9 protein-coding genes, 1 tRNA gene and 2 rRNA genes (1 of these 12 cut by a window edge) are annotated in these 13,594 nt (G+C 56.1%); 8 read left to right on the top strand and 4 right to left on the bottom strand.

What is annotated here, in order from left to right:
• The 7 genes from ACR0DY_RS09120 to ACR0DY_RS09090 all read left to right on the top strand — a co-directional run.
• Positions 1–1,570: ribosomal RNA gene (locus ACR0DY_RS09120) — 23S ribosomal RNA — on the top strand (it extends 1,275 nt beyond the left edge of the window).
• Positions 1,571–1,735: 165 nt separating this feature from the next.
• Positions 1,736–1,850 (top strand): 5S ribosomal RNA (rrf, locus tag ACR0DY_RS09115).
• 52 nt (positions 1,851–1,902) lie between these two features.
• Positions 1,903–1,979 (top strand) — tRNA-Met (locus tag ACR0DY_RS09110).
• A gap of 295 nt (positions 1,980–2,274) precedes the next feature.
• Positions 2,275–3,270, top strand: a complete 996-nt coding sequence (locus tag ACR0DY_RS09105) for an HlyD family secretion protein (RefSeq protein ID WP_480483857.1) — start codon at positions 2,275–2,277, stop codon at positions 3,268–3,270.
• Entirely contained in the window at positions 3,267–5,963 is a 2,697-nt protein-coding gene (rbbA, locus tag ACR0DY_RS09100; protein WP_480546261.1) for a ribosome-associated ATPase/putative transporter RbbA, read from the top strand. Before ACR0DY_RS09105 ends, rbbA begins: the two co-directional genes overlap by 4 nt.
• A complete protein-coding gene (locus ACR0DY_RS09095) occupies positions 5,964–7,088 on the top strand; it encodes an ABC transporter permease (protein WP_480483859.1) in 1,125 nt (374 codons plus the stop codon).
• A 143-nt stretch (positions 7,089–7,231) separates the two neighbouring features.
• A complete protein-coding gene (locus ACR0DY_RS09090; RefSeq protein WP_480483860.1) occupies positions 7,232–7,660 on the top strand; it encodes a phasin family protein in 429 nt (142 codons plus the stop codon).
• 261 nt (positions 7,661–7,921) lie between these two features.
• On the opposite strand, the gene ACR0DY_RS09085 is transcribed toward ACR0DY_RS09090, so the two are convergent.
• Positions 7,922–8,800, bottom strand: a complete 879-nt coding sequence (locus tag ACR0DY_RS09085; protein WP_480898135.1) for a LysR family transcriptional regulator — start codon at positions 8,798–8,800, stop codon at positions 7,922–7,924.
• Positions 8,801–8,896: 96 nt separating this feature from the next.
• Between ACR0DY_RS09085 and ACR0DY_RS09080 the strand changes: the two genes are divergently transcribed.
• Positions 8,897–10,204, top strand: coding sequence for an aminotransferase class I/II-fold pyridoxal phosphate-dependent enzyme (locus ACR0DY_RS09080; RefSeq protein WP_480483862.1), 1,308 nt, complete (start codon positions 8,897–8,899; stop codon positions 10,202–10,204).
• A gap of 41 nt (positions 10,205–10,245) precedes the next feature.
• Here ACR0DY_RS09080 and ACR0DY_RS09075 read toward each other — a convergent pair whose 3' ends face one another.
• Genes ACR0DY_RS09075 through ACR0DY_RS09065 form a run of 3 tightly spaced genes read right to left on the bottom strand, consistent with a single transcriptional unit; the run spans position 10,246 to position 13,591 of the window.
• Positions 10,246–11,265 carry an Ldh family oxidoreductase gene (locus ACR0DY_RS09075; RefSeq protein WP_480898133.1) on the bottom strand — a complete coding sequence of 340 codons (1,020 nt, stop codon included), beginning with the start codon at positions 11,263–11,265 and terminating at the stop codon, positions 10,246–10,248.
• Positions 11,266–11,276: 11 nt separating this feature from the next.
• The gene (locus tag ACR0DY_RS09070; RefSeq protein WP_480483864.1) at positions 11,277–11,906 is read right to left on the bottom strand and encodes a DUF3726 domain-containing protein; all 630 of its coding nucleotides are present in this window, start codon (positions 11,904–11,906) and stop codon (positions 11,277–11,279) included.
• On the bottom strand, positions 11,903–13,591 hold the full coding sequence (locus ACR0DY_RS09065; protein WP_480483865.1) for a hypothetical protein: 1,689 nt from the start codon (positions 13,589–13,591) through the stop codon (positions 11,903–11,905). The genes ACR0DY_RS09070 and ACR0DY_RS09065 overlap by 4 nt, the downstream gene beginning before the upstream one ends.
• Positions 13,592–13,594: the final 3 nt, after the last annotated feature.

The raw sequence follows: 13,594 nt of genomic DNA, 5'->3' as shown, positions 1-13,594 counted from the left end.
AATGACGGATCGAGTTCTTTCGATGAAGCCGGCCTGTGAGGGATCCGGTGGAGAGATCACTAGTGAGAATGATGACATGAGTAGCGACAAAGAGTGTGAGAGACACTCTCGCCGAAAGTCCAAGGGTTCCTGCTTAAAGCTAATCTGAGCAGGGTAAGCCGGCCCCTAAGCCGAGGCCGAAAGGCGTAGGCGATGGGAACTAGGTTAATATTCCTAGGCCAGGAGGATGTGACGGATCACAGGTGTAGTTCAATCTTATCGGATTGATTGGGCTGCTGAGTGGTTCCTGGAAATAGCCCTCCATCAGACCGTACCCTAAACCGACACAGGTGGACTGGTAGAGCATACCAAGGCGCTTGAGAGAACGATGTTGAAGGAACTCGGCAAAATACCTCCGTAAGTTCGCGAGAAGGAGGCCCGGTTCCTAGGCAACTAGGGGCTGGGGGCACAAACCAGGGGGTGGCGACTGTTTATTAAAAACACAGGGCTCTGCGAAGTCGCAAGACGACGTATAGGGTCTGACGCCTGCCCGGTGCCTGAAGGTTAAAAGGAGAGGTGAGAGCCTTGAATTGAAGCCCAGGTAAACGGCGGCCGTAACTATAACGGTCCTAAGGTAGCGAAATTCCTTGTCGGGTAAGTTCCGACCTGCACGAATGGCGTAACGACTTCCCCGCTGTCTCCAACATCGACTCAGCGAAATTGAATTGCCTGTCAAGATGCAGGCTTCCCGCGGTTAGACGGAAAGACCCCGTGCACCTTTACTACAGCTTCGCACTGGCATCAGGATTGTGATGTGCAGGATAGGTGGTAGGCTTTGAAGCGGAAACGCAAGTATCCGTGGAGCCTCCCTTGAGATACCACCCTTCGCACTCTTGATGTCTAACCGCGGTCCGTTATCCGGATCCGGGACCCTGCGTGGCGGGTAGTTTGACTGGGGCGGTCGCCTCCTAAAGCGTAACGGAGGCGCGCGAAGGTTGGCTCAGAGCGGTCGGAAATCGCTCGTTGAGTGCAATGGCAGAAGCCAGCCTGACTGCAAGACTGACAAGTCGAGCAGAGTCGAAAGACGGCCATAGTGATCCGGTGGTCCCGAGTGGAAGGGCCATCGCTCAACGGATAAAAGGTACGCCGGGGATAACAGGCTGATACTGCCCAAGAGTCCATATCGACGGCAGTGTTTGGCACCTCGATGTCGGCTCATCTCATCCTGGGGCTGGAGCAGGTCCCAAGGGTACGGCTGTTCGCCGTTTAAAGAGGTACGTGAGCTGGGTTTAGAACGTCGTGAGACAGTTCGGTCCCTATCTGCCGTGGGTGTAGGAGACTTGAGAGGAGTTGCCCCTAGTACGAGAGGACCGGGGTGAACGATCCACTGGTGGACCAGTTGTCGTGCCAACGGCAGTGCTGGGTAGCTATGATCGGACAGGATAACCGCTGAAGGCATCTAAGCGGGAAGCCCCCCTCAAAACAAGGTCTCCCTGAGGGCCGTGGAAGACCACCACGTCAATAGGCCGGAGATGTAAGCGCAGTAATGCGTTCAGTTGACCGGTACTAATCGCCCGATAGGCTTGATTTGATCCAGTAATGGAAAGACAAATCAAAGACATACACACCCTGAGTTGGACAACGTTGATCTGATTAACACAACCGTGCAGGACCGCGCATCCGCTTCGCGAATACGCTGCCTCCTGCCCGTCGCTTTTTTGCTCCGCAAAAACAGCGACGTGGGGATTTTCCTCGGTTTGGTGGTCATAGCGCAAGTGAAACACCCGGTCCCATCCCGAACCCGGAAGTTAAGCACTGCCGCGCCAATGGTACTTGGGCTTAAGCCCCGGGAGAGTAGGTCACCGCCAAACCTAGCAAAATCCCCAAATCTCTCTAAAACGATGAAAACAAATCTGACTCTGACGCGGGATGGAGCAGCCCGGTAGCTCGTCAGGCTCATAACCTGAAGGTCGCAGGTTCAAATCCTGCTCCCGCAACCAATACTTCAAGTCAGATATCAAACACTTAGCGCCCCAAGGGGCGCTTTCTGCGTTCAGGGCCACTGCACAACTCAAAGCACTCTGGAAGCAACAGGGGACGCAATTCACCCTGTGATGAATGCGCAACAGAGGCTGAACGAGCACCTGGGGCGGCACGAAAACAGGACACGTCCATTCCGACAGACAGGATATGTTGTTCCCCCAAGCATGCTTTGGAAACGCTTGATCCATCGCAAAGTCCCCAATCCTGCCAGGCACTAGACTGACCGTCGCATTCAACGATCTGGCAAAAGCTATGAAGAAGAGTTCGCCCATCTTTTTTGCTCTGGTAGTCATCGTGGTTGCTGGCGCGGTTGTTTACTCCGTCATCTCCCAAGACGGCGATCAATTGCCGAGTGGCTTCGTACAGGGTAATGGAAGGATTGAGGCAGAGCAGGTTGAAATTGCGCCAACGATCGCCGGGCGTGTTGCCAAAGTTCTGGCACCTGAAGGCGGCATGGTCGCCGCCGGTGATGTACTTGCCAGGATGGATATAGACGAATTGTCTGCAGCGCTGGACCGGGCAAAAGCCGAGGTCGCCTTGGCGCGCCAGACAAAAGCAGAAGCTGAAGCCTTGGTTCTGCAACGCCAAAGTGAGCAACGTCGGGCGGCGCAGGAACTTGAACGTGCTACAGCGCTACTGACCGGGAACAATATCTCTAAGACAGTTTTTGAGGAACGTGAAACCATCCACCAAGTTGCGTCTGCTGTGTTGGGTGCCGCCAAAGCCCGAGTTGCAACCGCAGAAAGCCGGATTGCCGCTGCAGAAGCCGAGGTGCGCAGGATTGAGGCGCAAATCGAAGACAGTTCCTTGCTGGCACCAATGCCGGGTCGCGTTCTTTATCGATTGGCCGAGCCGGGCGAGGTCGTCGGAGCGGGTGAACCGATCCTGACCCTTCTCAGTCTCGAGAACGTGTATATGGAAGTTTTCCTTCCTGCGCGGGAAGCCGGGCTGTTGCCGATTGGAGCCGAAGCTCGCATCGTGCTTGATGCTTTACCCGAATACGCCACACCTGCATATGTCAGCTTTGTTTCTCCCGAGGCGCAATTCACGCCCAAACAAGTCGAGACTCTGGATGAACGCGAGCAACTGGTCTTTCGTGTCCGCGTTCGTATCCCCCAGGACCTGGTTGAAAGCCGGATTGAACACGTAAAAACGGGCCTGCGCGGCATTGCCGTGATACGGATCGATCCCACCAGCGCATGGCCCGAGGCGCTTGAACAGCCCATCCCGCAAGAGCTGTTCGAATGAATGCCACAGTCGCCTCGTCAGAGTTTCGAATTGCCGGTGTTACACACAGGTATCGAAAACACATCGCGTTGAACTCTGTAACCTTGGACCTTCCAACCGGACAGCTTGTCGGCTTCATTGGCCCAGACGGGGTGGGCAAGTCCACATTGCTTGGGTTGATCACCGGTGCAAAAAAGCTTCAATCCGGATCAATCGACGTTCTGGGCGGAGCGATTGATGAGCCCACTCATCGTAGACGAATATGCCCTGCGATCGCATTCATGCCGCAAGGTTTGGGTCGGAATCTCTATTCAGAACTGTCGGTACGCGAAAATTTGGAGTTCTTCTCGGGCCTTTTCGGACAGGGACACGACGAGCGTGACGCCCGGATCACCGCATTGCTGACAGCGACCGCGCTTGCACCATTTGAGGATCGCCTGATGGGCAGGCTTTCTGGTGGAATGAAACAGAAGCTTGGCCTGTGCTGTGCGTTGATTCATGACCCCAAACTCCTGGTTCTGGATGAGCCAACAACCGGGGTTGATCCGTTGTCGCGTCGACAGTTTTGGGCATTGATCGACGCTATCCGAACGGAAAACCCCAAGCTCTCTGTCCTTGTGTCTACAGCCTATATGGAGGAGGCCGAAGGCTTTGACTGGATCGTCGCGATGGACGCAGGTCGCGTCATCTTTCAGGGTAAACCCGCCGAATTGAAGCGTGCCGATAAGGACTTCGAAACTGCGTACCGACGCTTGCGGGCAGACGAGGCATCTGGTTCAGCGCCGGGTCAATCAATCGTTCGACAGATCAAATCGGATCCCGTGATTACTGCACGCGGGCTGACACGGCGCTTTGGCGATTTCATCGCCGTGAACAACGTTGATTTCTCGATCAATCGCGGAGAGATTTTCGGGTTTCTGGGATCAAACGGATGCGGAAAATCCACGACGATGAAAATGCTGACCGGTTTGCTGCCTGCAAGCTCAGGCGAGGCATTGTTATTCGGCAAACCCGTTGACGCCAGGGATCGAAAGGTGCGCCGCGAGATTGGGTACATGAGTCAGGCGTTTTCATTGTACGGTGAATTGTCAGTGTATCAGAACCTTCAGTTGCACGCCCGGATTTTCGCAATCCCTGACCGCGACGCGCGCATTTCGGAACTGACGGAACGATTCGGACTCGGCACGCATCGTGATACCCTTGCGGCCGCCCTGCCCCTTGGGATCAAACAGCGCCTGTCGCTGGCGGTTGCGATCATCCATCGCCCGCGTGTGCTGATATTGGATGAGCCGACATCCGGAGTGGACCCAGAGGCGCGAGATACGTTTTGGGCCTTGCTCGTCGAGTTGTCCCGACAAGACGCGGTAACGATCTTTGTCTCCACCCATTTCATGGCAGAAGCAGAACGATGTGACCGTGTTTCGTTTATGCACGCAGGCCAGGTCTTGGCAGAAGGCACACCAGCCGAATTGATCGCCGCTGAAAGCGCCGACAGCCTTGAGGCTGCGTTCATCTCAATTCTGGAGGCGGCAGAAAGACCGGCGCCGGTTGAAGCACCGAGAGTTGATTTGGCCACCAATTCCAAACACATCGGTGGCAGTGTCGGGCGCGCACTGGCCTATACGCGACGCGAGGCCGTCGAGGTGGCGCGCGATCCTGTGCGCCTTGCCTTTGCGTTTCTTGGGTCAGCCATTTTGATGTTGGTTTTCTGCTTTGGCATCACGCTTGACATTGATGAACTGGACTTTGCCGTTCTAGACCTTTCTCAGGGTCCTGAGAGCCGTGCCTATGCAACTGAGTTCGCGGGGTCGTCCTATTTCAAACCCACGCCGCCATTGGAAAGCGCTATGGAAGGCCACAACCGGCTCCAGGCAGGAGACGTTTCACTGGTCTTAGAGTTGCCACCGAACTTCGGTCGTAAGCTGCGCACAGGCGAGCCAACACAGGTCCTCGCGACAGTCGATGGTGCCATTCCGTTCAAAGGCGAGACCGTTGAAGGATATGTCGCGGGACTGCATCAGTCCTTTCTGGACGAACACGCCCGAAAGACGGGGCAACGGGACTTCGAGATTGCCCGGATAGAACCGCGATTTCGCTACAATCAGAGTTTTGAAAGCATTGCAGCAATGGCCCCGGCCATGCCGGCGATTTTGCTTATCATGTTGCCGGCCGTCTTGACGGCGGTCAGTGTCGCGCGTGAGCGTGAGCTGGGATCTGTGGTGAATTTCTACGTAACACCGACAACCCGGCTCGAATTCCTGATTGGTAAGCAAATTCCCTATATTGCAGTTGCTTTTGCAAACTTTCTGTTGCTGGCAGCGATGACCATTTTCGTCTTCGGTGTGCCGCTCAAAGGCGATCCCATTCCGCTAGCGGTTGGTGCGTTTTTGTATATCTGGGCAACGACGTCCTATGGATTGCTGATTGCCACAATGACATCCAGCCAGGTGGCAGCGACATTTGCGACAGCCATCGCCTCGGTTGTGCCGACCATCCAGTTCTCGGGCCTGTTGCAGCCCGTCTCCACTTTGGAAGGGGGGGCTCAGTTCATCGGCTCGCTTTGGCCATCTTCCTATTTTCTGCACCTGAACGTCGGCGCGTTCACCAAGGGCTTAGGGTGGGAATCACTTGCCCCGGACATTCTTGCGCTTGCCTGTTTCGGTCCAGTGCTGACACTCGCCGCCGCCCTTTGCCTGCGCGCGCAGGAGAAGTGAATGCAGCGCCTTTTTTGCATATTCTGGCTGGGATTGAAGGAAATGATGAGCCTGCGCCGCGATTGGGTGATGATGGCCTTGCTGGTCTGGTCATTCACGCTGGCTCCGATCATGGAAGCAACAGGCGTTGCAAGCTCGGTGAATAACGCCTCAATCGCATTTGCAGATGAGGATAACTCTCCACTATCGCGCACCCTTGCCACTGCGTTTTTCCCACCGGAGTTTCAACCGGTCGTGCAAATTGAACCGGGGACCGGTCCAGCGCACATGGATGCCGGGCGGTTTATCTTCATCGTTGCCATTCCTCCAGGTTTTGAAAAAGACCTGCGCGCCAGAAGCACACCAGAGATACAGGTTCTGATAGACGCCACGGCTATGGAGCAGGCAGGTATCGGCGCCAATTACATCACCAGTATATTGAGCGCTGAAATCCATCGCTTTGCAGTTGGTGTTGACCTCGTAGATCCTCCCGCAATCAATGTCATTCTGAGAAGTGCCTTCAACCCAAACAGAGATACGGTGCGTTTTGCGGGCATCGTTGCGCTGATCGGTCAGATCATGTGGCTCACGACCATCCTGACCGGCGCTGCCATGATCCGGGAGAGAGAGCATGGAACAATTGAGCATCTGCTCGCCATGCCTCTAACTCCGCTCGACATTGCGATGGCAAAAATCTGGGCCAATGCGGCCGTTGTTCTGATCGCTGCGGGGTTATCGCTGACTTTTGTCATGCAGGGTTCGTTGGACATTCGCATTGCCGGATCAAAGACACTGTTCCTATTTGGAACCGCACTTTTTCTGTTTACAGCTACGGCGCTTGGGGTATTTCTGGCGACGATCGCGCGCTCAATGGCGCAATTTGCGCTTCTGGTCATGCTGATTGTCCTGCCAATGCTGATGCTGTCCGGAGGGGAAACACCAGTCGAAGGGCAACCAGGCTGGTTGCAAGCCGGAACGCTGTTTCTGCCATCGCGCCACTATATGTCAGCCAGCCAAGCAATTGTTTTCAAAGGTGCTGGAATCGAAACGGTCTGGCCGGAATTCGTTTGGATGGCTGTGTTGGGTCTGGCCCTGTTGATGACAAGTCTGGTTATGTTCAGACGGTCAGTCGCCCAGATGAGTTGATATCAACCGACCGTGTATGTTGTGGACGGGCGTATTGTGAAACGACGGCGCGAATTACCCAGTGAATTTGATCTCGGTTAATGTGAGTGCACCTCTGGGTGTGGTAAAATTAATCACCGTCTTCTTTTCCAGGGAGAGTTCAAATGCCCACAAAATCAGCCGAAATCGAGACACAGGAAGCCCTTACCGACGTGTTGAAATCCATGCAGGGCATGATGTCCATGAACTCCGCGGTGACGCCGCAGATCGAGCAGTTTTGGAAAGCGCAGGACCACCTGCTGAGCGAGGCGGAGGAATACTCCCGCCTCTGGTTCAAGCGCCGCCATGAGGCTGCACGCACCGCGCTGCAAACTGCCCGGGAAGCTACGTTTGGCGACAGCCCAGATCCAAGCAAAACGATGCAAGCCGTCGCCGAATGGCAACGCCATTCCATGGAACGAATGGTGGAAGACGCACGTGAATGGTTCGAAATGGTGTCGCGCTGTGCAAAATACGTAAGCGAAACAGAAGCAGACATCATCGGCGAAAACATGGAAGCTGCCTCCAAGGTCGCAGGCAAAGCCAAAAGCTGAGACCGACTAAACCCGTTTGACGCAGCCTTTCTTCGACGGGCGCGGTGCACTGTAACCCTCCACGTGTCGCTGGCCAAACCGAGCGGCCACGATTGCGGAAGCGCTCTGACAGTTTTTCGTGTGTACCCAAACATGATTGAACATGCAAAGTTGGGACCAAGCGTTCGAGTTTGACGAAGATAAGTGCCCGGTGTTTTGGGCAATCTTTCGCCCCCCTTTCAGTTCCCATCTATCCCGCGCTGAGGTCTGGGACAATTTGGGTCAACGGGACAAACATGCGATAATCTGGTCCGTTTCCGGTCTCCTGCGGGTTCGTTGTGGCATTTGGATAACCAGAGATCGGTCGGTGCGGAACAATTTGGTGTGCGCAGCTGTCAGCTCGCCTGTGGCCAAGGCGTCTTCGATCAGGCACAGGTGTCCCATCAGTATTCCTGCGCCCGCCTTCGCTTCCTCTACGGCCAGACTGTAGAGGGAGAATTGAGCACCGCCCTTGGCACTATGCAGGTCATAGCCAGAGTGTTGGGCCCATTTGGTCCAATCTTCGTTCCACACCAGATCGTGCAGCAACGGTACGCCCAGAAAACCGTTTGCGCGGCAAATTTGGTCCTTAAGCGCCGGGGCGCAAACCGGCACGATCTCGTCCGGGCAAACGACCACCTGATTGGCCGTGTCGTCCGGTGGAGCGAAGAAGATTGACAGGTCGAACAGTTCGCGCCCCAGGCTCGGCGGCGCTTCCAGCGCAGTGACTGAAAAACTGATGTCAGGAAATTGAGATCGGATCTGGCGCAGCCTTTTGGGAAGCCAGAGCTGAGCAATGGCCGGTAAAGCAGCGATATGAAAATCTGCATTGGGTTTAAGGTTGCGCAGCGCACGGGCCGCGTCGGCCAATTGGTCAAAAGCCCTGGTAAATTCAGCGACAAGCGACTGCCCCTCGGGCGTGAGTTCTACGCCTTGCGCGTTGCGCCGGAAAAGTGCTGCACCGGCCCAGCCTTCCAGCGTTTTGACGTGTTGCGAGATTGCACCCGGTGTGACGTTCAACTCTTCAGCCGCGGCGACAAAGCTGATGTGGCGCGCCGCTGCCTCAAAAGCGCGCATTGCGTTCAGTGGGGGCCCTTTGGGACGCTTTGGGGAAACGCTCATCACCTTAGCCTTAGTTTTTCTACGCCAAGAAATAACAAATCTGCTTTGCGAAGTCACGCAGCAGCAGTCACAGTGCACGAAACAGGAGGATGTCAGATGACACTTGCACATAGAGACTGGGTGCCCACCGCAAGCGAAACATTGGTTCAGAATATCGCGACAAAGACAGCATCGGCATCGTCTGGCGACCTATTGGACCGGATCGTGCATCTGGCAGAGGAAAACCGCCGTATTCACGAGGAAGAGTGTTTCAACCTCAACCCCGCGACCAATGTCATGAACCCCAAGGCCGAGGCGCTTTTGTCGTCGGGCATCGGGTCGCGGCCTTCGCTGGGCTATCCCGGTGACAAATATGAAATGGGGCTGGAAGCAATCGAAGAAATCGAAGTCATCGCGGCCGAGCTTTGTGCAGAGGTCTTTGATGCCCGATTTGCAGAGGTTCGTGTGCCGTCGGGCGCAATTGCAAATCTTTATGGCTTCATGGCGACCTGTAAGCCGGGTGATACAATCATTGCGCCACCCGCAATGATCGGCGGCCATGTGACCCATCATACTGCGGGCTGTGCAGGGCTGTTCGGGCTGCGCACGATCGAGGCACCGGTTAACACAAATGGCTACACAGTCGATCTGGACCAACTGCGCGACCTGGCGCGGGCTGAGCGCCCCAAGCTGATCACGATCGGCGGAAGTCTGAACCTTTTTGAACACCCTGTTGCCGAGGTGCGGGCCATTGCGGACGAAGTTGACGCGAAAGTCATGTTCGACGCCGCGCATCAGTGCGGGATAATCGCGGGGCGTGCCTGGTCGAACCCGTTGAACGAGGGCGCGCATTTCATGACCATGAGCACCTATAAAAGCCTTGGTGGACCAGCAGGTGGATTGATCGTGTCGAATGATGTCGACATTGCCAAATCATTGGATGCTATTGCTTTTCCCGGGATGACAGCCAATTTCGATGCCGCCAAAACGGCCGCTCTTGCGGTTACCATGCTGGATTGGAAAGACTTTGGTCAGGCGTACGCGAACGAGATGATCGCACTGTCAAAAGCACTGGCCGCAGCGTTGGATGCGCAGGGTGTTCGCGTCTTTGAGGGTGCGGAAGGCTTCACCAATTCGCATCAGTTCGCGGTTCTGGCAGAGCCCTATGGCGGAGGGCAGGCGGCATCGAAGAAGCTTCGCGAAAGCGGGTTTCTTGCATGCGGCATCGGATTACCTGTCAAGCCGGTTGAAGGGGACTTGAATGGGTTGCGGATTGGCACTCCTGAATTGGTTCGCTGGGGCATGACCTCTCGAGATGCTGATCGCCTCGCCGATTTGATCACGCGAGGACTGGACGACGCGCCTGTCGCTTCGGAAGTCTCTGCCTGGCGCAGTGAATTCGACACGCTGCATTTCGTGAACTAGGCGCAAGCGGCCACCACATCCGCCCGGTCTGGTGGCTGCTCTTAACTGTTTTCCTGAATTATCGCGTCAATCCTGGCCAATGTAGCAGTGTTGACGGCGACACCTTTTTGACCTGCGGCATGGCGACATGCACGGCGCCCATCTCCGGGCAGGTGCGCGCCGTCCTGATCTCTGATCGACACGACCAGATCCGATATTGCGGTTGAAAACAGTCCATTTGACGAAACCGCAGGGTCAATAGCGATGAAGAACTGCCCGGTTTTCGGTGGACCCCCGACCGTTCCCGAGAACGGAGAGGCATGCAGCCCAAGAGTAGATCCTGTCAAAGCGGCCGCCATGATTTCAGTCAGCAAAGCGATACCCACACCTTTGTACCCGCCGGATGGGGCCATGCTTCCTTTCAGACCGACATTCGGGTCTGTTGTCGGGTTTCCGTCCGGGTCCAGTGCCCAGCCGACCGGGATGGCCTTGCCTTCTCTGGCGTGTTTCATCACTTCGCTTTTGGCGATGGTGCTGGCGCTCTGGTCAATCAGCAACGCGGGTTGCCCGTCTGGACCCGGTACCGCAACAGAGAACGGGTTGGTGCCGACAACGGGCTTCGATCCACCCGAAGGTGCAATGGATGCTGGTGCATTGGTGAATCCAAGACCAACCAGACCCGCCTGCGCCAGTCGATACGTGTGATAACCCAACACACCGCAATTGTAGCTGTTGGTGATCGCAAGGGCCGCGATGCCCTGTTCACGAGCCGCCGGGATCAATGCATCAAAGCCCATTTCAATGGCTGCATGTGCGAACCCGGTCGCAGCGTCTACGCGGATAAGGCCGGGGCGCGGCGTTTCCAGCGTCGGTACTGCCTGACCGTCAACCTTCCCGCATTGTACGTGTTCACAGTAGATCGGGATATAAGCCAGACCATGACTGGCCACCCCATCCGCTTCGGTTGCCGCAGTGGCCACGGCCAGAGGGCGCGCGCTTTCTTCACTTGTGCCAGCGGCAACCAACGCGGTGAAGGACAGCTTTTCGATTTCGGCAAGCGACAGGGTTTGGGTCTCGGTCATCTGATGATCCTTCAGTCATTGTCCGACAGGCCGGAACCAGCGCCAAGCAGTCGGGATTCTTCAGTTGCAGGGGCATATGTACGGTGCGCCATGGAGTTGAGGATCTGCCACGCCTCTGCATTTGGGGCGGCACGGCTTAGCAGGGGGCGACCGTATTGAATGTGGTCGCCCTCGGTTATCTCAACATGATCAGCGCGGTCCAAATTGCTGTCTGCACAGCTTAGATGAACACCATCAGTTGTCGCAGAATACCCGTCGAAGGTGACTTTTACTGTCTTTCCCAGCTTTTTGGCCCCCGCAGCGACAAAGGGCAGCAACAGCAGCGGTGCTGCGAGATTTGAAATCGCAATGGTGCCTTGGGACAGGACGGTCGGGGAATCCGATATCACAGCTCCGGTCATCAGGGGGCACAGGTCTTGTTCGCCAACCCATACTCCGTTCGGAAGCACAGGAATGTGGCGTTCCAGACAGGGCGCATATTCACGTTTGAGCAGTTGGGCCAGAATAGCGGGCCCGTCGAACCCTTGGGCGCTTAGCCAACGGGTGGCCTTTGCAGCCTCTTCCGCCACGCCCCAGGCATATCCGGCCCCGCGGGTTGCACGTTTGGCGGTTGCTTCGACTTCGTTCAATGAAAAAGTCATTGTGCAACCTCCGGATAAACCCACAAATCTGAGTTTGCGGTATTTAGCTCATCAGGGTAGGGGGCGCCGGCATACATGCAGATGCGGACCCAGCGATCTGAACGAGGGTCGAAATGCGTCGCGCCAAAGAAGGACAGCTTTGCGCGCAACATATCGATGGGCATCACTTTCGCGCCGATTGTGTTGTCATGAATCTCACCATATGGCGCGATACGGCTGATTTGGGCGCGGCGCACGGTGTGGCGGTGCTCGGGGTGGCGCAAAAGAAATTCTGCTATCGGCGCATCATCCGGCCAGTCTTGCAGAGCCCTGAAAGCCATCGCCGCATCACGCGCGGGCGCGAGCGGTTGTTCATAGTCCGCAATTGGTTCTTCAAACCGTTCACCCAGTCGGGGTTCAAGTTTCTCTTCGGAAACGTACCAGGCGCGCGCGCAGTTTTTCGGATCACTCCAATCAAGATCCAGCGCCCAGTCAAAACTGTTCCGGATCAAGGTACGCACCCCTGACACCGGCATTGTTCCATCAATAACCTGTGCAGCCGTGTTTGTGTCCGCCATGCAGCTGGACAGCCCATCCACGACATCTCCGTAAGGCTCAAGGATCAGCGAGGCCAGCAACTCCTGGCCTTCTTCGCTGAGCGCGGTTTCCGACCATCGGATCATGCGATCCCACGGATGGTCTCGTGTCAGGTCGTCTGTAGCCAGAAATACGTCGATCGAATTCAGGTCGTCCTTCAGTGCCGCCAGTTTTTCCACCTGTATCGGATGTTCGGATTGCCACCACGCGATTGACTGTTTGCTGCGCGCGAATACGTCGCGAAAGACGCACGCGTCTTTTTCGGTCGCTGTCTTAATTGACCGCACGCGCGAGATGGCCTCTTCCCGCGCCATGATCCAGTTGTTGAACAGAACGGGATGGTTCACGATGAACGGCGCCATTCCCAGTCCTGTGGAATTTCCGATGCCCAGCCAGCGTGCGATTTCAGGATCAAGCTCGGCGGTTTGATCCCCACCTTTGACCTGCGCCATATATTGCACCAGATCGCGTACAAAAATCCGGGTCAGGTACACCGACAGCATTTCGATCTGGAAGGGACCGCTGACCTCATCCCGGTCCGCCGTTTTCTCACGATCCGCAGCGCCGAATTTGCCCGACCCGTAAACAGCCGTGGTCCTCATCAGATAGCCGACCTGATAAATCTGTTCCAGGTCCGGTTGTTGGCCCGCAGCCAGACGATCCACCACATGAGCCCAGAGTCGCACGGAACGGTTGGCGCGTGACAGTGACAATTCGGTTTCGCTGACACGCCCTGCCTCTTGCAGCGGTACGTTCCGCGACAGCCGATCAATGTCTTCTAGCGTCGGGATACCGTCGAACAGCGCAAAGGTGGCGTCCCAGGCTTCGGCAATAACCCGGTCTGACCGTTGATCGGCAGGCAGGTCATGGGCAAATGCTACCAGCGAATAGGCGCGATCGGGGCCTTGCGCGGTATAGACCGCATGGCCGACACCTTTGTCGTCAATTTCGAATGCAGGTCGCGAGAAGCTCCAGTTTTCATCGGCCATGCGGCGTGTCAGTTGCCGCATAAAGCTGAGCCGGCATTGATGCAATGATCCCAGCCGTGACAGCCGCATGACCGTAGCGGTGTCACGTCTGGCGATCTCTGTCTGCGCGTGTGGTTCCATTTG

It is taken from the genome of Ruegeria sp. O6 (assembly GCF_056535045.1).
The sequence above is the reverse complement of the archived record's forward strand: the minus strand, read 5'-3'. Positions and strand labels throughout refer to the sequence as shown.

What these genes read in the sequence shown, in the direction of transcription:
- ACR0DY_RS09105 (WP_480483857.1), top strand. Translation starts at nt 2,275, where the DNA reads ATGAAGAAGAGTTCGCCCATCTTTTTTGCTCTGGTAGTCATCGTGGTT.
- rbbA (WP_480546261.1), top strand. Translation starts at nt 3,267, where the DNA reads ATGAATGCCACAGTCGCCTCGTCAGAGTTTCGAATTGCCGGTGTTACA.
- ACR0DY_RS09095 (WP_480483859.1), top strand. Translation starts at nt 5,964, where the DNA reads ATGCAGCGCCTTTTTTGCATATTCTGGCTGGGATTGAAGGAAATGATG.
- ACR0DY_RS09090 (WP_480483860.1), top strand. Translation starts at nt 7,232, where the DNA reads ATGCCCACAAAATCAGCCGAAATCGAGACACAGGAAGCCCTTACCGAC.
- ACR0DY_RS09085 (WP_480898135.1), bottom strand. Translation starts at nt 8,800, where the DNA reads ATGAGCGTTTCCCCAAAGCGTCCCAAAGGGCCCCCACTGAACGCAATG.
- ACR0DY_RS09080 (WP_480483862.1), top strand. Translation starts at nt 8,897, where the DNA reads ATGACACTTGCACATAGAGACTGGGTGCCCACCGCAAGCGAAACATTG.
- ACR0DY_RS09075 (WP_480898133.1), bottom strand. Translation starts at nt 11,265, where the DNA reads ATGACCGAGACCCAAACCCTGTCGCTTGCCGAAATCGAAAAGCTGTCC.
- ACR0DY_RS09070 (WP_480483864.1), bottom strand. Translation starts at nt 11,906, where the DNA reads ATGACTTTTTCATTGAACGAAGTCGAAGCAACCGCCAAACGTGCAACC.
- ACR0DY_RS09065 (WP_480483865.1), bottom strand. Translation starts at nt 13,591, where the DNA reads ATGGAACCACACGCGCAGACAGAGATCGCCAGACGTGACACCGCTACG.